The organism is Amycolatopsis sp. NBC_01480 (assembly GCF_036227205.1).
In the GTDB taxonomy this organism is placed as follows: domain Bacteria; phylum Actinomycetota; class Actinomycetes; order Mycobacteriales; family Pseudonocardiaceae; genus Amycolatopsis.
This window is the reverse complement of the sequence record NZ_CP109442.1, coordinates 3317514-3337449: the sequence shown is the minus strand read 5'-3', so window position 1 is coordinate 3337449 and position 19936 is coordinate 3317514. Positions and strand designations below refer to the sequence as shown.

Below are 19936 nucleotides of genomic sequence, written 5' to 3'. Positions count from 1 at the left end.
CCGTAAGGTGGGGCCATGGCCAGACAGCCGCTCAAGCAGATCCGGATCGAGGGATTCACCTCGATCCGTTCGGCGACCGTCGATCTCGGCCGGCTCAACATCCTGGTCGGCGCGAACGGCGCCGGCAAGAGCAACTTCGTGCAGGCGCTCGAACTGCTGGGCCGGATCGTGGACAGCGAGCTGGGCCTGTTCGTCGGACTCAACGGCGGCGCCTCCGCGCTGCTGAACAACGGCGACGCCACGGCTCGGATCCATCTTCAGCTGGACGCGGATCCGAACGCGTACGAGGCCAGTCTCGTTCCCGCGGCCAACGACGAGCTCATCTTCGAACGGGAAGTGACCTACTTCCAGGCAGACGGCTACGACCGGCCCTACAACCACGTGCTCGGGCAAGGACACCGGGAATCGAAGCTCTCCGGCGAGGCGACGGAGCAACCAGGACGCATCGCTTCCCACGTCATCGAGCTGCTCAAGGGCTGCAAGGTCTTCCACTTCCACGACACCAGCGCCGACGCCCCGGTCAAGCGGCTGGTCCCGACGGCGGACAACCTCGCCCTCGGCAAGGACGCGGGCAATCTGGCCGCGTACCTGCTCCGGCTCCAGGACAGCGACGAGCCCAGTGAGCAGGCCGCCTACCGGCGCATCGTGGGCGCCGTCGGACTGGTGGCCCCGTTCTTCCGGAAATTCGTGCTGCAGCCCGAGAAATCGGATCGGGTCCGGCTCCGTTGGCGCCAGCAGGACTCCGATGCCGTGTTCTCCGCCAACCAGCTGTCCGACGGCACACTCCGGTTCATCTGCCTGGCGACTCTGCTGCTGCAGCCGGACCTTCCCGCGCTGGTCGTGCTCGACGAGCCGGAGCTCGGGCTCCACCCGTTCGCGATCGTGCAGCTGGCCGGGCTGCTCACGCAGGCGGCCGCGCGGAGTCAGGTCCTGATCGCGACCCAGTCCGTGACGCTGATGAACCAGTTCGATGTGGACCAGCTGATCGTCGTCGAACGCAAGGACGGGGCGTCGGAGTTCAGCCGTCCGGACCCCGGCACCTTGCAGACCTGGCTGTCCGAGTACTCGCTCGGGGAGCTGTGGGAGAAGAACGTGCTCGGCGGCCGTCCGGCTCGAGAGGACTCCGGCCGGGCATGAACACCGGGTACCGCCGGCTGCACCTCCTCGTCGAAGGGCAGACTGAGGAGATCGTCGTCAACAATGTGCTGGAGCCGCACTTACGGGATCGCGGCTGGACGGTGACGCAGTCGATCGTCGCCACCAAACGGCCGGCCTCCGGCGCCAGCCACAAAGGCGGCGTGAGCAGCTGGGCGAAGCTCGAGCGCGATATCAAGCTCTTGCTGGGCAACACCGACTGCACTTGCTGACGACTCTCTTCGACTACTACGCGTTCCCGGCCGACAGCCCGGGCATGTCCTCCCGGCCCGAAGGAAGTGCGCGCCGGCGCGTGGAACACGTCGAGGCCGCGTTGTCGGCCACGATCGACGACCCCCGGTTCGTTCCCCATCTCATCCTGCACGAACTCGAAACCTGGGTCTTCGCGGCGGCCGACCAGCTCGGCTGGATCCTGCCGGTGCCCGGCCTGACCGAGCGCCTGCGGAGCGACGTCCACGCTGCGGGCGGACCCGAGCTGGTGAACGACGGCCCGGACACCGCACCGTCGAAGCGGCTGTTGAGGTACTGCGACGTCTACTCGAAGACGAACGACGGCCCGCTCGCCCTCGCCGATCTCGGCATCGAAGCGCTCCGCGCCGAATGCCCGCACCTGGACCAGTGGCTCGCCCACCTCAACGTGAGAGCGGGGCAAATCAGCTGACCGGCCACTCCCGCTGCTCCGGCCGCAGCTCTTCATACGCCGCAGCCGCCCGCAGGACCGCCACGTCGGCGAAGCGGGGCCCCGCGATCTGAAGCCCGATCGGCTGCCCCTCCCCGGTATAACCGCAGTTCAGGGCGACCGCCGGTTGGCCGGACATGTTGTACGGCACGGTGAACGCGATGTGCTCGAACGGCCGCGCCGGGTCGTTCGTCGGCGAGGCCCAGTCGTACGGTGGGGCCGAGACGGCGCAGGTCGGGGACAGCACGAGGTCGTACGGGGCGGTGGCGCGCAGGGTTTCGACGCTGATCGTGTCGATGCAGGCGAAGCCGCGGTAAGTGTCCACTCCGGACTCGTCCGCGCCGCCGGCCGCCCACTGGGCGATGTAGGGCAAGACCTGGGCGCGTCGGGACTCCGGCAGGGCCGACAGGTCCGACCAGGCCCGCACGCGCCAGAACGTGTCCAGGCCGTCCAGCAGTTCGCGGCGCAGGAACGGCGCCACCGGCTCCACGACGGCGCCCGCGGCCTCGAACACGCGCGCGGCGGCCGTCACCGCCTCGAGGATGTCCGGCTCCACCGGCAGGCCGACGCCCGCGTCCAGGTGCAGGCCGACGCGCAGGCCGTCGAGCCGCGCGTCCGAAAGCGACCAGTCGAGCGGTTCGAACGGCAGGCTCAGGTGATCGCGCGGGTCCGGCGCCGACAGCACGCCCATCAGCAGCGCCGTGTCCGCGACGGTCCTGGTCAGCGGCCCGGCCACCCGGCCGAGGAACGGCGGGTCCACCGGCACCCGGCCGAAGCTCGGCTTCAGCCCGACCAGGCCGCACCAACCGGCGGGCAGGCGGATCGAGCCGCCGATGTCGGTGCCGACGTGCAGGGGCCCGTAGCCCGCCGCGGCCGCGGCGGCGGCACCGGCGCTGGAGCCTCCCGGCGTGCGCGAGAGGTCCCACGGGTTCCGCGACGCCGGATGGAAGCTCGACAGGCCGGACGTCAGCATCCCGTAGTCCGGCATGGTCGTCTTGGCCAGCAGGACCCCGCCGGACTCACGCACGCGCGCCGCGGCCGGGGCGTCGGCAACTGCCGGGGTCAACGTGGTCGCGGCGGTCCCCAACGGCACGGCGGTACCCCGCGTCGCGATGTTTTCCTTCAGGGTCAACGGAACGCCGTCGATCGGCCCGAGCGGCGAGCCGGCCTGCCAACGCGCCTCGGACGCCTTCGCGGCTTCGCGCGCCGACGAAGCGTCGTACGCGTACAACGCGCGCAGCTCCGGCTCTCGCGCCTCGACACGCGTGAGGACGGCTTCGGTTACCTCGACCGGCGACAGCGTCCCGGCGCGGTAGCCCGTCACCAGCTCAACAGCGGTCAGATCAGCCAACTCGGTCATCAGCAAAGCCTCCGATTCATGAAGCAGGCGGTTCGAAGCGGCCGTCAACCGCGGTCCAGCCTCCGTCGACAGCCAGCACGGAGCCCGTGACGAACGTCGAAGCGTCCGAAGCGAGGTACACGACGGCGCCGGCCAACTCGTCCGCGCGCGCCCAGCGGCCGAGCGCGCCCTTCGTCGCGTACGCGTCGTACCAGTCCGGGTTCGCCTTGATCTGCGAGGTCAACGGCGTCTCGACGACACCCGGCGCGATCGCGTTCACCCGCACGCCGGACGGTCCGAACTCCGCCGCGGCCGTCCGGAACAGCTGCACCAGCCCGGCTTTCGTCGCCGCGTACGGTCCCTGGCCGGGCTCGACGGTCGTGCCGCGGATCGACGAAAAGCCGATGATGCTTCCCCGTCCTCGCTCCACCATGCCCGCGCCGAACGCGCGCACCACCTCGAACGTCGCCCCGAGGTTCAGCGCCAGCACCCGGTCGAACTCCTCGCGGGTGTAGTCCAGCAGCCGCTTGCGCACGTTCATCGCGGCCGTCAGCACCACGATGTCCAGCTCGCCCAGCTCCGACGCCGCCCGCGCCACTGCGCCGGGGTCCAGCAGGTCGATCTCGTACGCCTCGTCGACGCCGGTCTCGCGGGCGGCCTCGACATCACGGTCCGCACAGATCACCTGGGCACCTTGCGCCGCGAGCGCCCGCGCGGCCTCGCGGCCGATCCCGCTGCCGCCGCCCAGCACCACGGCCCGGCGGCCGTCCAGCCGGAACAGGTTCGCGTAGTCCGTCACGGCCGAAGCACCGCCATCCGCGTCACGGTCAGCTCCTCCACGGCGAACCGCGGCCCCTCACGGCCGATGCCGGAGTCCTTGACCCCGCCGTACGGCATCGTGTCGGACCGGAACCCCGGCACCTCGTTCACGATCACCCCACCCACCTCCAGCTCGTCCAGGGCCCGGAAAGCCGTGCGCAGCGACCGGCTGAACACCGCGGCGTGCAGCCCGTAGCGCGACGCGTTGACGGCGGCGAACGCTTCGTCCACATCGGACACCGTGCGCAGGCAGACGACCGGGGCGAAGACCTCCTCGTCCCAGCACTCGACGCCGTCGGGCACGTCCGCGAGCACGGTCGGCTCCAGCACGCCCTCACGCAGCGACCCGCCGGCCAGCACACGAGCGCCCGCGGCCGTCGCTTTGTCGACCCACTCCCGCACCCGCTCGGTCGAGCGCCGGTCGATCAGCGCCGACACCCGCGTCTCGGACAGCCGAGGATCGCCCGTGAGCACCTCGCCGAGCCGCGCGAGCACCTTCGCGGTGAACTCCTCGGCGACCGACGCCACCACCAGCACCCGTTGCACCGAGATGCAGGCCTGGCCGGACGCGTAGAACCCGCCGCGCAGCACGGCGTCCGCCGCCGCTTCGAGGTCTGCGTCCTCGGCCACCACCAAGGCCGCGTTGGAACCCAGCTCCAGCAACGTTTTCGTGGGTGCCGCGTCGCGCGCGATCCGGTGTCCCACGGCCGCCGAGCCGGTGAACGACACCGCGCCGACGCGCCGATCGGTCACCAGCGCGGAGCCGACCGCCGCGTCACCGGTCACCAGCTGGACCATCGACGGCACCGAGGTCGCACTGCGGACCAGGTGCACCAGCCAGAGCGTGGCCAGCGGCGTCTGCGGCGCCGGCTTGACGACCACCGGGCAGCCGGCCGCGATGGCCGGCGCGATCTTGTGCGAAGCCAGCAGCAGCGGGTAGTTGAAGCCGGCGATCCCGACGACCACGCCGATCGGCTTGCGTTTCCAGAACCCGACCAGGCCGTCACCGCTCGGCAGGAGGTCCAGCGGCACCGTCTCGCCGTGCAGCCGCGACACCTCTTCGGCCGCCGCCTCCCACGTGACGATCGTGCGCGCGACCTCGACCCGGCAGTCCACCAGCGGCTTCCCGGTCTCCAGGACCAGCAGCTGTTCGAATTCCTCACGACGGGAGCGCAATGCGGCGGCGACGTCGTTCAGCAACGTCCGCCGAGTCCGCGACGGCAGCGCCCCCACCTCCCGTTTCACGGCCACCGCCTCGTCGATCGCCTGCGCGGCCAGCGAAACCGTGCCGACCGGCGCGGAGCCGATCACACTGCCGTCATAAGGGAAAACGACGTCCGAATGATCCATAGTGGACACCCAGCCGGAGCCGATCGGCAGGCCTTCGGGGTAGTCAGGCATCGCTGTCTCCTCCTCCAGCCTTTGGGGGGTCCAGGGGGGCTTGTCCCCCGGCTGGGGTCCGGGGTTCGACCCCGGAAAGCGCAGCCAGCTCGGCGCGCAGGTTCGGCGCGGCCGCCAGCAGCTCGCGGGTGTACTCGTGCTTCGGCGCGTCGTAGACCTCCTCCACGTCGCCGATCTCGACGATCTCTCCGCGCCGCATCACCGCGACGCGGTCACACACGTGGCGCACCACGCCGAGGTCGTGGGACACGAACACCAGCGTCAGCGAATACTCCGCGACCAGCCGCGCCAGCAGGTCGAGGATCTGCGCGCGCACGGAGACGTCCAGCGCGCTCACCGGCTCGTCCGCGAGCAGCACGCGCGGGCTCGGCGCGAGCGCCCGGGCGATCGAGATCCGCTGCCGCTGGCCGCCGGAAAACTGGTGCGGGTACCGCATGGCCGCCTCGGCGGGCAGCCCGACGGCGTCGAGCAATTCCGCGACGCGCGCGGGGTCACGATGGCCCAGCGGCTCGGAGACGATGTCGCGGACACGCATCCGCGGGTCCAGCGAGCCCATCGGGTCCTGGAAGACGATCTGCAGCTCCGACCGCAGAAACCCCAGCCGACGCTCGGGCTGGTCGTCGATCCGCCGGCCCTGGAACGACACCGTGCCCGCGGTCGGCCGGTCCAGCGCGGCCAGCAGCCGGACCAGGGTGGACTTGCCCGAGCCGGACTCGCCGACCACGCCGAACCGTTGCCCGGCCTCGACGTCGAAGCTCACCCCGCGCAACGCGTGCACGTCACGCCGGGCATAGCGCCGTTCCAGGTCGCGGACCTCGATCAACGCGCTCATCGCCGTGCTCCGTCCTCTGGGGCCGAGCCCCAGGCCCCGGCCGGGGGACGAGCCCCCCTGGACCCCCCAACTGCCTCGAGATCCGAAGCGTCCAGCAGCCGCCGCGTGTACTCATGCTTTGGCGCCGTCAGCACCGAGCGGGTGGAACCGTGCTCGACGATCTCGCCGTCCAGCATCACCAGCACCCGCTCGCAGACCGACGCGACCACCGCGAGGTCGTGCGTGATGAACAGCAGGGCGCTCTCGGCGGGCAGCGAACTCCGGATCAGGGCGAGGATCTGGGCCTGCACGGTGACGTCGAGCGCCGTGGTCGGCTCGTCGCAGATCAGCAGCGACGGGTCGGTGGCCAGCGCCATCGCGAGCACCACCCGCTGCCGCTGACCGCCGGAAAGCTGATGCGGATACGCGCGTGCCGTGCCGGGCAGCCCGACGGCGGCCAGCAGCTCCTCGGCGGACCGGCCGCGGCGGCCGTGCACCCGGAACGGCTCGGTGACCTGCCGTCCGACGCGCATCACCGGGTTCAGCGCCGTCATCGGCTCCTGGAAGACCATCGACAATCCGTTGCCGCGCAGCCGTGAAAGATCCTTTTCGGACGCTCCCAGCAGCTCTTTCCCGTTCAGCCGCACGGAACCGGACGCGGACAGCTCGTCCGGCAGCAGCCCCATCACCGACAACGCGGTGAGCGACTTCCCGGAGCCGGACTCGCCGATCAGCCCGACGCGCTCGCCGGCGCCGATCTCGAACGACACGTCGCGCACCAGGTCCGCGACCCGCAGGTGCTCCACCGCCAGCGTCATGCGCGGACCGCCAATCGCGGGTCGAGGCGGTCGCGCAGGCCGTCGCCCAGGAGGTTGAACCCGAGCACGGCCACGGCGATCGCGATGCCGGGCACCAGCGCCAGCCGCGGGTGCGCCGTGAGCAATTCCTGCGACTCCTGCAGCATCCGCCCCCACGACGGCGTCGGCGGCCGGGTGCCGAAGCCGAGGAACGACAGCGCCGCCTCGGCCAGCACGGCGATCGCGAACGACACCGACGCCTGCACGATCAGCAGGCCGGAGATGTTCGGCAGCACGTGGCGCGCGGCGATGCTCAGCCGCGACCGGCCGGCCGAACGCGCCGCCAGCACGTACTCGCTGCTGCTGATCTGCAACGTGCCGGACCGCGCGATCCGGGCGAACGACGGGATGGTCGCGATGCCGATCGCCACCATGGCCGTGAGCGTGTCGGCGCCGAACACCGCGCCGAACATGATCGCCAACAGCAGTGCGGGAAACGCGAGCACCAGGTCGTTCACCCGCATCACGAACTCGCCGAGCCAGCGCGGCGCCAGCCCCGCCAGCACGCCCAGCGGCGTCCCGATCACCGCGGCGATGCCGACCGCCACCACCCCGACGTACAGCGTGGTGCGCGCGCCGACCATGACCTGGCTGAACACGTCGCGGCCGAACTTGTCGGTGCCGAACAGGTGCGAGCCGCTGAAGCCGAGCAGCCGGTCCGGCGCGTCGACCTGCACCGGGTCGTACGGCGTCCAGGCGAACGACACCAGCGCGGCCAGCACCACCAGCGCGACCAGCACGCCGCCCACCACGAGGTTCCCGTTGCGTGTTTTCATCACGAACCCCGCAGCCTCGGGTCGAGCACCGTGTAGAGGACGTCCACCACGAAGTTCACCAGCAGCACCCCGGCCACGAGCACCAGCACGATCCCTTGCACGGTGAGCAGATCGCGCGAGGAGACGGCGTCCAGCAGCAGGCTGCCCAGGCCCGGCAGCACGAACACGCGCTCCACCACCACCGCGCCGATCAGCAGCGTCGCCAGTTGCAGGCCGAGCACGGTGACCACCGGGACCGACGCGTTGCGCAGCCCGTGCCGGAACAGCGCCTGCCCCGGCAGCAGGCCCTTGGACCGCGCGGTGCGCAGGTAGTCCTGGCCGAGCGTGTCGAGCACGGCCGAGCGGACGTACCGCGTGAGCACCGCGCCCTGCACCAGGCCGAGCGACAGCGCGGGCAGCACGAGCCCGCGCAGGAACTCGCCCAGATTCTGGTCCGGCGGCGTCCACCCGCCGCTGGGCAGCCAGCGCAGCTGCACGGCGAAGATCTGCACCAGGATGATCCCGGCGAGGAACGCGGGGATCGCGACGCCGATCTGCGAGAGCCCGGAAACCGTGACACCGCTGGGTTTCCGATGCCGGACGGCCGCGAAGGTCCCCACCGGGACCGCGATCACCAGCGCCACGACCATGCCCGCGCCGACCAGCCACAGCGTCACGCCGAGCCGGTCGAGCAGCTGCGGCCCGATGGCGTCGCGCGTCACGTACGAACGGCCGAAGTCGCCGTGCAGCACGCCGCCGATCCAGCGCAGGTACTGCGTGACCAGCGGCTGGTCGATGCCGAACTCCGCGCGCGTCTTCGCGAGCAGCGCCGGCGTCGCGTTGACGCCGAGCGCCACCTGCGCCGGGTCGCCGGGCAGCACGGCCATGAACAGGAACACCACGATCGACGCGACGAGCAGGCTGACCACCAGGATCAGCACTCGCCGCAGCACCTTCACGGTCATCGCGGCCTCAATCCGGTGAGGTCGAAGGATTCGCTGACCTGGTTCGGCGCGAAGCCCGTCACCTTGGTCTTCGCGACGATCACGTTGGGGAAGAGGAAGAGCCAGTCCGCGGCCGCGTCGGTGTTGAGCTGGCGCGCGACCAGCTTCATGTCGGCGACCTGCTGTTCCGTGGTGCCGCTGTCCGCCTCGGCGAGCAGCTGCTGGACGCGTTTGCTGTCGTAGCCCCAGTAGTAGCTCGGCTTGCCGAACGTGGTGATGTCGCGCGCCTCGACGTGCTGGACGATCGACAGGTCGTAGTCGTGGTCGGTGAACACCTGCTTGAGCCACACGGCCGGGAAGTCGAGCGTCTCGATCGTGGTCCCCACCCCGACCTCGGCCAGCTGCGACTGCACGACCTGCGCGGCCGACACCGCGTACGGCAGGTTCGGGATCCGCAGCCGCAGGTTGAGGTTCTTCACGCTGGCCTGCGCGAGCAGCTGCTTCGCCTTCCCCGGGTCGTACGGGTAGACCTTCGACAGGTCCTCGTACCACGGGTCGGTCGGCGGGACCATGCTGCCGATCAGCGTGCCTCGACCGTTGAAGACCAGGTCCAGCACGGCTTTCCGGTCGATCGCGTAGGTCAGCGCCTGGCGCACGCGGGTGTCGTTCAACGGCGCGCGCTTGTTGTTGAACGCGAGCGTGACCTCGCTGTTCGTGGTGCCCTGCACCACCGTGAACCGGGTGTCGCCCTGGAACTGCAGGATCGAATCGGCCGAGGTGAGCGACGAGATCACGTCGATGCCGTTGCTGAGCAGCGCGTTGTTGAGCGCGGTCGGGTCGGCGATGTACTTGAGCACCACGGTGCGGTACGCGGGTTTGCGGCCCCAGTACGCCGGGTTCTCCTGCAGCACGATGGAGTCGCCGCGCCGCCGGCTCGCCACCTCGTACGGTCCGGTGCCGACCGGCTTGTTCGCCAGGTCGGCGACGCCGGTGGGGCTGAACATCGCGCCGATCCGGCTGGTCAGGCTGAACAGCCAGCCGTTGCTGGGCTTGGCCAGCACCACCCGCGCGTGCTCGGGCGAGACGACGTCCACGTGGTCGACCACGTCCATCGCGGACTTGACCGAGATCGTCCAGTCGGTCTTCACGCGCAGCAGCGAGAACTTGACGTCGGCGGCGGTGAACGGCGCGCCGTTGCTGAACTTCACGCCGGGCTGGAGCTGGAAGTCGTAGGTCTTCCGGTCCGGGCTGATGGTCCACGACTTGGCGAGCAGCGGCACGACGTGCCCGCTCGCGTCGAGCTTCACCAGGCCTTCGTAGACGTTGTACAGCAAGGCTTGCGGGATGGCGGCGCCGTCGGCGTGGGTGAAGTCGAAGCTCGCGGGCTCGGCCGTGAAGCCGACCGACAGCGTGTCCGGGCCGCTCGCCACACTCGCGCTGGACCCCGCCGAGCAGCCGGACACGACAAGCAGCAGTGCCAGTGCTGCGGCATGAATCCGGCCTTTCATTCCGCCTCCTGCTCGGTACACTGGTCTGACCAGTAGCCCAGAGGTTCGCACCAGACGACGTCGAGGTCAAGGGATGCAGTTCGAGCCGGTGGCGCCCGTGCACGCGTACGCGCGGATCGTGGCGCAGATCGAGGAGGCCGTGTACAGCGGGCGCCTCAAGCCCGGTGAGCGGCTGCCCGGTGAGCGCGAGCTGATGACGCAGTTCGGCGTCGGCCGTTCGACGGTGCGGGAGGCACTGCGGGTGTTGCAGGCGGCCGAGCTGATCCGGTCGCGCCCCGGGGATCCGCGTGGGCCGGAGGTGCTGGCGGCCTCGCCGGGTGCGCTGCAGCGTTCGATGCACCGGCTCGCGCGCGCCGAACACGTCGGGCTGGCGGAGCTGCTGCAGTTCCGGATGGTGCTGGACGGTTCCTCGCACCTGCTCGCGGCCCAGCTGCGCACGGACGCCGACCTGTCCACTTTGGATGCGGCGCTGGCGGCGATGGCCGCGGCCGACGGCTACGCGGAGTTCAGCCGCGCGGACGTCGCGTTCCACGACGCCATCGCGCGCACGTCACGCAACCCGCTGCTGGTGGTGAGCGGCGAGGTGGTGCGCGGGGTGGTCCTGGAGCTGATCGAGGACAAGCTCTCCCACGCGCCCGACCGGACGTCGCTGATGGAGACCTGGCTGCGGCACCACGCGGAGGTGCTGGAAGCGGTCCGCGCCGCCGACGGTGCGTCGGCGGCGCGGCTCGCGCGTCAGGCTCTGTACGACAACTACGTGGAGTACGTGCCGGAAGACCGGCGCGCCCTGCTCACTCCCCTGCTCTGACTCGTGAGTGTTCATGCCGGTTCTAACCGTCATGAACACTCACGAGCACTCAGGAGACGAGGTTGGCGTACACCACGATGTTGTCCTTGTAACTGTGCTCGGCGTGGTCGAACACCCCGCCGCAGGTGATCAGCCGCAGCTGCGGCTTGTCGGAGTTGCCGAACACCGCCTGCGTCGGGAACGTGTCCTTGGGGACCTCGTCCTTGTGGTCGACCACGAACTTCAGCTTCTTGCCGTCACTGCGCTCGATGTCGACCTCGTCGCCGGGGCTGACGTCCTTGAGCTTGTAGAAGATGCCCGGCTGGTGGTTGCCGTCGACGTGCCCGAGCACGATCGCCGGCCCGACGTCACCCGGCACGGGCGAGAGGCGGTACCAGGCGGCCTGCATCGGCGTTTTCACCGACGGCACCGAGATCTGCCCGTCCTTGTTGGGCAGCACGGTGATCAGCGAGGACTTCGCGCCGATCTTCGGGATCTCCACCGACGTCGGCCGCAGCCCGACAAACGGCTTGGTCACCGGCACCGACGCCGGGGGCTTCGCGGCGGGCGCCGGGGCGTCCGAGCCGCAAGCGCTCAGCGTGAGGGAAAGGAGCAGGGCGCCCGCGAGCGCGGCGCCCTGCCCGTACTTCCTGGTCATCAGGCGGCCATGCCGCCGAAGCCGGTCTCGACGCCGCCCTTGGGGGCGTACTTGACCTGCGAGTCGCCGTGGCCACCGGTGGTGCCCGCGGAACCCGCGCCCGCGCCGCCCGCCGGCGGGACCGGCTGCTCGCCGCCCTTGTCGCCACCGCAGGTCCAGAACGCGGTGACGTTGCCGGCGTCGAACGAAGCACCGTCGTGGCGCTTCACGAGCCAGGCCCAGTAACGGCCGTCGGTCTCGTCCTGGTGCGGGCCCTCGACGACGTCGAAGTCGTTCGACGAAACGCCGGTCGGCTCGCCCGCGGCGCAGGCGATCACGAAGATGCCCTGGCCGCCGTCGAGGTCGACGCCGTACGCGATGTCGTCCTGGTACGGCTCCTCCGGGGTGGTGGTCTCCGGCTGGGAGCTGGTCGGCTTCGTGGGCTCACCGGTGCTGGTGGGCCCGCCGGTGCCGGTCGGCTTGCCCGTCGGCGTGCCGGTGTCCGACGGCTGCCCCGAGCTGGTCGGGGTGTCCGAAGTGGACTGGCCCGTGGACGGCCCGGGTGCCGGCACGTCCGAGGCCGGTGCGTCCGACGTCGGCGGCGCGGCCTCCGAAGTCGTCGCCACAGGCGCCGAGTTGTCCTGCGCCAGCGCCGAAGGCGTGACAGCAAGGCTGATCAGGGCGCCCGCGAGCACGGCGCCCGCGAGTCTGCCCAGCGTCTTCTTCAAATTGGTCTCCCCTAGAAGAAAGCGCGATGACCCCCACCGCGCCCGCTGATCCTGCCGGAGGAGCAGTCCTTAAAGGAAACGTTTAGACCAGTGATTAAAAGCACCGTAAAAGAACGTAACGAACGCCGCCGACCTGGCGATGAAGGGGGTCGGAACTGGGGAACTCCGGGGTTCGTACCTGTACTGTAACAGTTTCCGGACCGTCAGCGAATGGTGGTGAATTGTTGACGGAATTCAGCCCAGCGCCGCCAGTAGATCGCGCCAGAGGTCTTCCGGGTCTTCCAGGCCGACGCTGAACCGGATCAGCCCGGCGGGCACGCGTTCCTCGCCCGGCAGCCACGCGCGCCGTTCCACCAGGCTTTCCACGCCGCCCAGACTCGTCGCGGAGCGGATCAGCCGGACCGACGCGCACACGCGGTCGGCAGCCTCGGCGTCCGGCAGTTCGAACGCGACCATCATCCCGAAACCGGGGTACCGGACCTTGGTGACGGCGGAGTGCTCCGCAAGCCGGGATACCAGCAGCGCGGCGGTTTTCTCCTGCTCGGCGAGCCGCACGGGCAGCGTCCGCAGACCGCGCAACGCGAGCCACGCCTCCAGCGCGCCCGGTGTGGTGCCGATGCGCGTACGCGCCCCACGCAGTTCTTCGGCGACAGCGTCGTCCTTCGCCACGGCGATGCCGAGAAGCAGGTCGCTGTGGCCGCCGATCAGCTTCGTCGCGCTGTGCACCACGACGTCGGCGCCCAGCTTCAACGGCTGCTGGTGCAACGGCGTCGCGAAGGTGTTGTCGACGACAACCCGTCCGCGCGCGGCCTTCGCAATGGTCTCGATGTCCATCACGTCGAGCGTCGGGTTCGTCGGCGATTCGAGCCACAACAGGTCGGCGCCGCAGTCGATCCACGCTTGCGTGTCGGTGGGCTCCAGCTCGGTGACGGTGAGCCGCCCGAGTTTCTGCGCGTGCTGCAAGGCCCCGCGGGTGACGGCGTAACTGAAGGTCGGCACCGCCACGGTCGACCCGACCGGCAAGGAGTCCAGGACCGCGGACAACGTCGCCACCCCGGAGGCGAACGCGAACGCGCGCCCGCCCTCCAGCGCGCCGACGGCTTCCTCGAGCGCCGCCCACGTCGCGGTCCCATCCGACCGCGCGTACACGGAGTCCCCGCCGGCCTCGAACGTGCTCGTCGCGACGATCGGCGTGTTCAGCGGCTCGCCGGGGCCGTGCGGCCGCCCGGCCGCGATCGCCCGGGTGCGCGGAGTCCAGTCATCCATGCAGCTCACCGTAACTTTCAACCAAAAGATTGAAAACCGGCCGCCGTCGGTCTATGGTCCTTTCAACCACAAAGTTGAAAGAGAGCGAAGATGACCGCGGACGCGCTGTCCCAGACCTTCGCCGCACTGGCGGACCCGACCCGGCGCGACATGGTGGCCCGGCTGGCCGACGGCGACGCGACCGTGAGCCAGCTGGCCGAGCCGTACCGGATTTCGCTGCAGGCGGTCTACAAACACCTGCGGGTGCTCGAGGACGCCGGGCTCGTCAGCAGGCCACCGGGCCCGCAGCCCCGGCCGGTGCGCCTCGAAGCCCAGGTGTTCGACCTGATGGACGGCTGGATCGAGCGCTACCGCCGCCGGTTCGAACAGCGCTACCGCCGGCTCGACGCCGTGCTGGCGGAAATGGAAGGAAACCGAGATGGACAAGATGGTCGAGGCCAGGATCGAGGCCGATCCGAGCCTGCCGGTGATCCGGATGACGCGTGACTTCGCGACGACGCCCGAGCGCCTCTTCCGCGCCCACACCGACCCCGAGCTGTTCGCGAAGTGGGTCGGCCCCGACAACACCACCACGCGGATCGACCGCTGGGACGCGCGCACCGGCGGCAGCTGGCGTTACGTCTCGGTCGTCCGCGGGGTGGAGTACGGCTTCCACGGCTGCTTCCACGAGGTGCGGCCGGACCGGGTCGTGCAGACCTTCACGTTCGAGGGCGAGCCCGAGGGCGTCGCGCTGGAGACGATGTGGTTCGAGGACCTCGGCGACGGCCGCACGCGCCTGCGCACACAGTCCCTTGTGGACAGCATCGAGTCCCGGGACGGGATCCTGCGCTCCGGCATGGAGGTCGGCATCAACGATGGTTACGCCAAACTGGATGGGATGTTGAGCGATGGCACTGCCTGAAAAGCCGGCCGAGCGGCATCGCGAGGTGGCCGGCCGGTTCACCGAACGAGTCCGTGACACGCAGGACTGGGACGCCCCGTCGCCGGTCGACGGCTGGGCGGCGCGCGACGTCGTGCGGCACCTGGTCGAGTGGTTCCCCTCGTTCCTCGCGGCGGGCGCGGGAATCGAGCTGCCCAAAGGGCCTTCGGCCGACGAAGACCCGGTCGCCGCGTGGCGAGTGCACAGCGAAGGCGTGCAGGCGTTGCTGGACGATCCCGAGACGGCCGACCGGAAACTCAGCAACCCGCACATCGGCACCCTGCCGCTGCCCGGCGCGATCGACCAGTTCTATACCGCCGACGTCTTCATGCACACCTGGGACCTGGCCCGCGCGACCGGCCAGGACGACCGGCTCGACCCGGACTTCTGCGCCGGCCTGCTCGGCGGGATGGCCGGGATGGAGGACGTGTTGCGCTCGTCGGGCCAGTACGGCCCCCGAGTCGAGGTGCCGGCGGACAGCGACGTCCAGACCAGGATGATCGCCTTCATCGGCCGCGATCCCTTCTGGTCCGCCGCTTAGGTTCCCCGTGACGCCGTCAAGGACTCCTTGCCTACCCTGAAGGTAGGTAAGGAGTCCTTAATGGCAGTTCAGTGCGCGTAAACCTCGAACTCGTACAGCGAGTACCCGTACTTGGTCCCGCGCTGCTCACCCGTGACGCGCACGAAGCGGGCGTCCGACGGTGCGAACGACACGTTGTCCACGCCGCCGTTGCCGTCCGTCACCGTCGCGGCGTCACGCCAGGACTCGCCGTCCGCGGAGAGCTGCACCTTGTAGCCCTTCGCGTACGCCGATTCCCACGACAGCACCACCCGTGACACCTGCTGCACCGAGCCGAGGTCGACGGTGATCGACTGGTTGTCGCTCCAGTCGCTGGCCCATCGGGTGGCCGGGTTGCCGTCGACGGCGTTCGAAGCGGGCGAGGGGTAGAAGCCCGTCTCGGCGCTGGTCGCGGAGACCGGCTTGCCCGCGGCGAGGTTCGAAACGTTGTCGCCGCGGTGCGCCGCGTACTCGACGACCTGCTGGAACGTCGGGCGGTTCTGGGTGCTGATCTTGCCGTGCGTGATGCCGCCCAGCGGACGCTGGATCACGCTGTCGGCGCACCACTGGTCGCCGGCCGAGCAGTCCGCGTCACCCGGGTAGACGGTGTTCGCGGGCTGCGCCGCGGCCGCCGTCAGCGAGTCGACGAGCGCGGTGCGGCAGGCGTCCAGGTTGCCGCCGCCGCAGAACGTCGCGCCCAGCGGGCCCGCGACCGGCTGGCCGAGGACCGTGCGGATGTCCTTGCTGACGTAGCCCCACCAGCCGTGCTGGAACGAAGAGCCCTGGTGCGGCTGCCCGACGTGCTTGCCCGGCGTCTCGTTCTGGAACCCGGACGGGCTTTCGTTGATCTGCAGCACGTTGGTCATCGCGGTGAACGCGTCGTCGCCCATCGCGGGCTTGAACTCGTTCGTGACCAGCAGCGGCCACCAGGCGTCCATGATCCGGATCGCGTCGGCGTCGTTGTAGGTCTTGCTGCCCGCCGAGGACTCGACGCGCTGGTGCCCGTTGGCCATCCAGGCTTTCAGCTTCGCCTCGGCGTCGGCCGCGGCGCCGGTGAGCGGCGCCTTGTCGAGCACCTGGAGCAGCAACGGCAGCACCTTCTCCGCCCGCAGGTCGGCCAGCGCCGCGTCCTCCATGGCCTGGGTCAGGTTGACCCGGGTCACCTTGGTGCCGCTGGAGATCAGCGCCTTCACCCGCGAGTCGAGCAGGTCCGCGCGGTACACGGCGGACTTGTCGGCGCCGCCGGACGCGTAACCCTTGGCCTGCGCGTTGTTCCAGCTGATGTAGTAGTCCTGGTTGATCGACTGCGGGTGCTGCGCCATCGGCGTGTACGCCGCGACGTTGCCGTCCGGCTTCCAGCCCTGCCAGTCGTAACCCTTGTCGCCCCACACCGGCATCATCGGGTCGACGGTCGGGTTGCGCACCGGGTTCGCGCCCGAGTTGAAGTACGCGACGTCCTTCGAGTCGGCGTAGAACCAGTTGAAGGTGAAGTTGACGTCGTTCGCGGCCTTTTCGAAGTCCGACGCGGAGTGGATGAAGTCCGGGTCGTTGAACTCCTGGAAGCCGATCAGCGAGTCCACCTCGTGGAAGTACGAGGACCGCAGCGAGGTGTACGCCACCGGTTTGCCGCCGACCGTCGCGCGGCTGGTCACCGGGCCGTACTTGGTGCGATAACTGCGCAGCGTGTACGAGCCGGCCGCGGTGCCGTCGGCCAGCGTCGGCGTCCAGGAGTTCTTGCGCTCCACGGTGTCCATCGGCAGGCACTGGCCCTGGTAGACGTAGTAGTTCGAGTCCTTTGTGGCCGGTTTGCCGCTCGGGTCGCACAACGGCAGCGCGAACGTGTCGATGATGTCCTGCGCCGAGGTGGTCGCGCTCCACGAGTAGTCCTGGCCGCGGCCCAGCAGCACGTACATGCTGATGCCGGCGAACGAGGCGCCGCGCGCGCTGATCCCCGGGCCCTGCAGTTCCTGCAGCATGAGCAGCTGCGGCGCGAAATACCCGGTCTGCGGGCCGAACACGGCCACCGGGTGCCCACTCGCTGTCTTCGAGCCCGACACCACGAGCGCGTTGGACATGCCGTGCTTGTCGGTCATCATGTCGCCCGGCAGCACGCCGTTGTCGAACATGCCGCGCGCGGCTTCCTGGTCCTTGGGCGCGGGGACGTTCACCTTCGCCGGCGTCGCCGAGGAGGCCGAGCCGGTGGGGTCGTACACGAGCTGCTGGTTCGTCACCGAGCCCTTGTCCGGCAACGCTTCGCCCTGCGGGTTCGCGGGCGTCATGCCGTAGTCGAAGGTCTGCCCGTCGTGCAGCGTCTTCACGGCCTCGGGGTCGTCCGCGGCACGCAGGCTCTGCCACACCTTCTCACCCTGCGCGACGCCGTACTTCTCCTGCAGCGCGAGCTTCGCGACCGCGTTCTGCACCTCGCCGCCGCCGCCGGCGCCGAACTGGGCGCCGACCACGGACGCGAGCACGACCAGGTCGGTCAGCTTGAACGGCTCGATGGTGCCGGCGTTGGTGATCGCGTCGACGTGCCCGGTGAGCACGTACTCGCCCGGGAAGTAGCGGCCGTTGTGGGAATCGGTGATGTACTTGTTGATCCCGTCGATGTAGGACTGCGCGTCGGCCAGCCCCTGCTTGCCGCGCGGGCCGCTGTTAGCCGCGGCGTCGATCTGCGCCTGCAGCTCCGCCTCGGTGTACGGCGCGGCAGAGAAGAAGGACTGCTCGAGCTCGCGGTTCGCGGGCGCGCCCCCGGCGTACGAGGTCAGCTGCCCGCGGCCGACGCGGCGCATGATGTCCATCAGCCACAGGCGGTCCTGCCCGGCCGCGTACCCGGCGCCGAACTCGGTGCCGGAGCGCGTGGTGCCCTGGATGTGCGGGACGCCGGTGGCCTTGTCGCGCGTGATGGTCACGTCGGAGCGCGGCTGGAGCGTGCTGGCCACCTGGTCGGCCGGGACGCCGAACGACGAGTCGTTGAAGAACTTGCCGATCGTGTCCGTGGTCAGGGTCTTGTAGCCGCCGGCGAGGTCGGCGTACTTGCCGAGCTGGTCGTCGGCGTGGCCGGGCTGGGTGCCCAGGGCCTTGTTGGCGAGGATCTCCGCGAGCGTCGCGCTGCCGTTCTCACCGGGCGGCAGGATGTCGTTGCACTGGCCGGCGCAGTAGTCGTTGCCCGGCAGCGCCGCGGTGGCGGGCGGGACACCCGCCACCGCCTGGGTCAGGCCCGCCGTGAGCACGGCCAGCGCCGCCACGGTCAGGATGCGGATGCGTCGTCGCATGCCCGAACTCCCGTCCACGAAGATCCCCCAGGGGTGACGTGGCGCACGCTACCGGCGGGTAGAGACATTTGTGAAGACTTTTCGCGTTTAACCCACCTTTGGGCGTAGTCCGATCGGCGCAGCTCACAGGCCGTAGGTACGGTGTCGCCATGACCTTGGAAAAGCCCGAAATCGACCGCCCGGACGGCCCCGCGCCGGCCGAACTCGAGATCACCGACCTCACCGTCGGCGACGGCACCGAAGCCCAGCCCGGCAGTGCGGTGAGCGTCCACTACGTCGGCGTCTCCCACTCCACTGGCGCGGAGTTCGACGCTTCGTGGAACCGCGGCGAGCCGCTGCGCTTCGCGCTCGGCGCCGGCCAGGTCATCCCCGGCTGGGACCAGGGGGTGGCCGGCATGAAGATCGGTGGCCGCCGCAAGCTCGTGATCCCGCCGCACCTCGCCTATGGCGAACGCGGCGCGGGCGGCGTGATCAAGCCCAACGAGACCCTCGTGTTCGTGGTCGACCTCGTCGACGTCAACTGACCGCTTCACCGGCTGCCGGGATGGCCTATCGGGCAACCCGGCAGCCGAACACTTTCAGGTGAACGCACCTCCCCGCTATGGTTTGGTAATCACCGGCTCAGACCACTTGTAGGGGAAATAAATGCGTGTTCGTGCGGTGCTTTCCGCTGCCGTTCTGACGCTCGCGTGCACCGCGGGCGCCCTCGCCACCGCACTGCCGGCCTCGGCCGTGGCCAACGGGTCCGACGTCCCGCAGGGACAGTTCCAATTCGCGGCGAAGCTGACGATGACGAACATCCCGAAGCCGGACGGAAGTCATTACGACAGCGCGTGTTCCGGCGCCCTGATCGCTCCTCAGTGGATCATCACGGCCGGGCACTGCTTCCACGACGTCAACCGCAAGCCGATCTCCGGGCCGGTGCCGTACGACACCTCGGTGCTGCTCGGCACCACCGTGCAGAGCGACGGGCTCGGCGTCACGCGCAAGGTGACCGACGTGCTTCAGGCTGGCACCAACGACATTTCGCTCGCCAAGCTCGACAGCCCGGTCACCGGGATCGCGCCGCTGACCGTCCAGCGTGACGCGCCGACGGTCGGGCAGAACGTGACGCTCGCGGGCTGGGGCAGCCTCAGCTCCACGGACGCCAAGCCGTCCACGAAGATGCAGCAGGGCTCGATGGCGGTCAGCCAGGTCGCCGCCACCACGGCCGGCGTGATCGGCGTCCAGCCGTCGAACACGACCAGCGCCTGCCTGTACGACTCGGGCGCGCCGTACTTCGTGCCGAACGAGACCAGCGGCCAGCTCGTGTCGGTCGAGTCGGACGGCCCGGACTGCCCCCACTCGACGCCGGAGACGACCGCCCGCGCCGACGTGATCGCCGATTGGATCGCCGCGAACGCAGTGTGAAAGTCAAGTACACGAACGGGCCTCGCGTCTTGCGCCGGGCCCGTTTTCTTTCGCCCGACAAGGGAATTCCTCAGTCCGCCGAACCTGGTT

21 protein-coding genes are annotated in these 19936 nt (G+C 69.9%); 9 read left to right on the top strand and 12 right to left on the bottom strand.

Annotated features, from left to right (window positions below):
* Window positions 1-15: 15 nt before the first annotated feature.
* Genes OG371_RS15830 through OG371_RS15820 form a run of 3 tightly spaced genes read left to right on the top strand, consistent with a single transcriptional unit; the run spans window position 16 to window position 1816 of the window.
* Window positions 16-1137: an AAA family ATPase gene (locus tag OG371_RS15830; RefSeq protein ID WP_329069915.1), complete on the top strand. Its 1122-nt coding sequence runs from the start codon at window positions 16-18 to the stop codon at window positions 1135-1137.
* Complete coding sequence (locus OG371_RS15825) at window positions 1134-1367, top strand: DUF4276 family protein (RefSeq protein WP_329069913.1); 234 nt, start codon at window positions 1134-1136, stop codon at window positions 1365-1367. The genes OG371_RS15830 and OG371_RS15825 overlap by 4 nt, the downstream gene beginning before the upstream one ends.
* Window positions 1361-1816, top strand: coding sequence for a DUF4276 family protein (locus OG371_RS15820; RefSeq protein ID WP_329069911.1), 456 nt, complete (start codon window positions 1361-1363; stop codon window positions 1814-1816). The genes OG371_RS15825 and OG371_RS15820 overlap by 7 nt, the downstream gene beginning before the upstream one ends.
* Here the strand turns inward: OG371_RS15820 and OG371_RS15815 are convergent.
* Genes OG371_RS15815 through OG371_RS15780 form a run of 8 tightly spaced genes read right to left on the bottom strand, consistent with a single transcriptional unit; the run spans window position 1809 to window position 10268 of the window.
* A complete protein-coding gene (locus tag OG371_RS15815) occupies window positions 1809-3194 on the bottom strand; it encodes an amidase (protein WP_329069909.1) in 1386 nt (461 codons plus the stop codon). The genes OG371_RS15820 and OG371_RS15815 overlap by 8 nt on opposite strands.
* A gap of 16 nt (window positions 3195-3210) precedes the next feature.
* Window positions 3211-3972 carry an SDR family NAD(P)-dependent oxidoreductase gene (locus OG371_RS15810; RefSeq protein ID WP_329069907.1) on the bottom strand — a complete coding sequence of 254 codons (762 nt, stop codon included), beginning with the start codon at window positions 3970-3972 and terminating at the stop codon, window positions 3211-3213.
* A complete protein-coding gene (locus OG371_RS15805; protein WP_329069905.1) occupies window positions 3969-5393 on the bottom strand; it encodes an aldehyde dehydrogenase family protein in 1425 nt (474 codons plus the stop codon). The genes OG371_RS15810 and OG371_RS15805 overlap by 4 nt, the downstream gene beginning before the upstream one ends.
* Window positions 5386-6225, bottom strand: coding sequence for an ABC transporter ATP-binding protein (locus OG371_RS15800; protein ID WP_329069902.1), 840 nt, complete (start codon window positions 6223-6225; stop codon window positions 5386-5388). The genes OG371_RS15805 and OG371_RS15800 overlap by 8 nt, the downstream gene beginning before the upstream one ends.
* On the bottom strand, window positions 6222-7022 hold the full coding sequence (locus OG371_RS15795; protein ID WP_329069900.1) for an ABC transporter ATP-binding protein: 801 nt from the start codon (window positions 7020-7022) through the stop codon (window positions 6222-6224). Before OG371_RS15795 ends, OG371_RS15800 begins: the two co-directional genes overlap by 4 nt.
* On the bottom strand, window positions 7019-7837 hold the full coding sequence (locus tag OG371_RS15790) for an ABC transporter permease (protein WP_329069898.1): 819 nt from the start codon (window positions 7835-7837) through the stop codon (window positions 7019-7021). Before OG371_RS15790 ends, OG371_RS15795 begins: the two co-directional genes overlap by 4 nt.
* The gene (locus OG371_RS15785) at window positions 7837-8781 is read right to left on the bottom strand and encodes an ABC transporter permease (protein WP_329069896.1); all 945 of its coding nucleotides are present in this window, start codon (window positions 8779-8781) and stop codon (window positions 7837-7839) included. Before OG371_RS15785 ends, OG371_RS15790 begins: the two co-directional genes overlap by 1 nt.
* Window positions 8778-10268, bottom strand: coding sequence for an ABC transporter substrate-binding protein (locus OG371_RS15780; RefSeq protein WP_329069894.1), 1491 nt, complete (start codon window positions 10266-10268; stop codon window positions 8778-8780). The genes OG371_RS15785 and OG371_RS15780 overlap by 4 nt, the downstream gene beginning before the upstream one ends.
* 73 nt (window positions 10269-10341) lie before the next feature.
* On the opposite strand from OG371_RS15780, the gene OG371_RS15775 reads away from it, so the two are divergent.
* Complete coding sequence (locus OG371_RS15775) at window positions 10342-11076, top strand: FadR/GntR family transcriptional regulator (protein ID WP_329069892.1); 735 nt, start codon at window positions 10342-10344, stop codon at window positions 11074-11076.
* 49 nt (window positions 11077-11125) lie between these two features.
* Here OG371_RS15775 and OG371_RS15770 read toward each other — a convergent pair whose 3' ends face one another.
* From OG371_RS15770 to OG371_RS15760, 3 genes are all read right to left on the bottom strand, one after another.
* Window positions 11126-11713, bottom strand: a complete 588-nt coding sequence (locus tag OG371_RS15770; RefSeq protein ID WP_329069890.1) for a class F sortase — start codon at window positions 11711-11713, stop codon at window positions 11126-11128.
* Window positions 11713-12420 carry a hypothetical protein gene (locus OG371_RS15765; protein WP_329069888.1) on the bottom strand — a complete coding sequence of 236 codons (708 nt, stop codon included), beginning with the start codon at window positions 12418-12420 and terminating at the stop codon, window positions 11713-11715. Before OG371_RS15765 ends, OG371_RS15770 begins: the two co-directional genes overlap by 1 nt.
* 234 nt (window positions 12421-12654) lie before the next feature.
* Window positions 12655-13686: a trans-sulfuration enzyme family protein gene (locus tag OG371_RS15760; protein ID WP_329069885.1), complete on the bottom strand. Its 1032-nt coding sequence runs from the start codon at window positions 13684-13686 to the stop codon at window positions 12655-12657.
* Between the two features lie 90 nt (window positions 13687-13776).
* On the opposite strand from OG371_RS15760, the gene OG371_RS15755 reads away from it, so the two are divergent.
* The 3 genes from OG371_RS15755 to OG371_RS15745 are packed head-to-tail and all read left to right on the top strand — an operon-like array spanning window position 13777 to window position 15146.
* A complete protein-coding gene (locus OG371_RS15755) occupies window positions 13777-14172 on the top strand; it encodes an ArsR/SmtB family transcription factor (protein WP_329069882.1) in 396 nt (131 codons plus the stop codon).
* Entirely contained in the window at window positions 14105-14587 is a 483-nt protein-coding gene (locus OG371_RS15750) for an SRPBCC family protein (protein ID WP_329069880.1), read from the top strand. Before OG371_RS15755 ends, OG371_RS15750 begins: the two co-directional genes overlap by 68 nt.
* Window positions 14574-15146: a TIGR03086 family metal-binding protein gene (locus tag OG371_RS15745; protein WP_329069878.1), complete on the top strand. Its 573-nt coding sequence runs from the start codon at window positions 14574-14576 to the stop codon at window positions 15144-15146. Before OG371_RS15750 ends, OG371_RS15745 begins: the two co-directional genes overlap by 14 nt.
* A 68-nt stretch (window positions 15147-15214) precedes the next feature.
* Here the strand turns inward: OG371_RS15745 and OG371_RS15740 are convergent, their stop codons facing one another.
* Window positions 15215-18436 (bottom strand): penicillin acylase family protein, encoded by a 3222-nt coding sequence (locus OG371_RS15740; RefSeq protein ID WP_329069876.1) that lies wholly within the window; start codon window positions 18434-18436, stop codon window positions 15215-15217.
* Window positions 18437-18585: 149 nt separating this feature from the next.
* Between OG371_RS15740 and OG371_RS15735 the strand changes: the two genes are divergently transcribed.
* Both OG371_RS15735 and OG371_RS15730 read left to right on the top strand, forming a co-directional pair.
* The gene (locus OG371_RS15735; RefSeq protein WP_329069874.1) at window positions 18586-18960 is read left to right on the top strand and encodes an FKBP-type peptidyl-prolyl cis-trans isomerase; all 375 of its coding nucleotides are present in this window, start codon (window positions 18586-18588) and stop codon (window positions 18958-18960) included.
* 121 nt (window positions 18961-19081) lie between these two features.
* On the top strand, window positions 19082-19846 hold the full coding sequence (locus tag OG371_RS15730) for a S1 family peptidase (protein WP_329069872.1): 765 nt from the start codon (window positions 19082-19084) through the stop codon (window positions 19844-19846).
* Window positions 19847-19936: the final 90 nt, after the last annotated feature.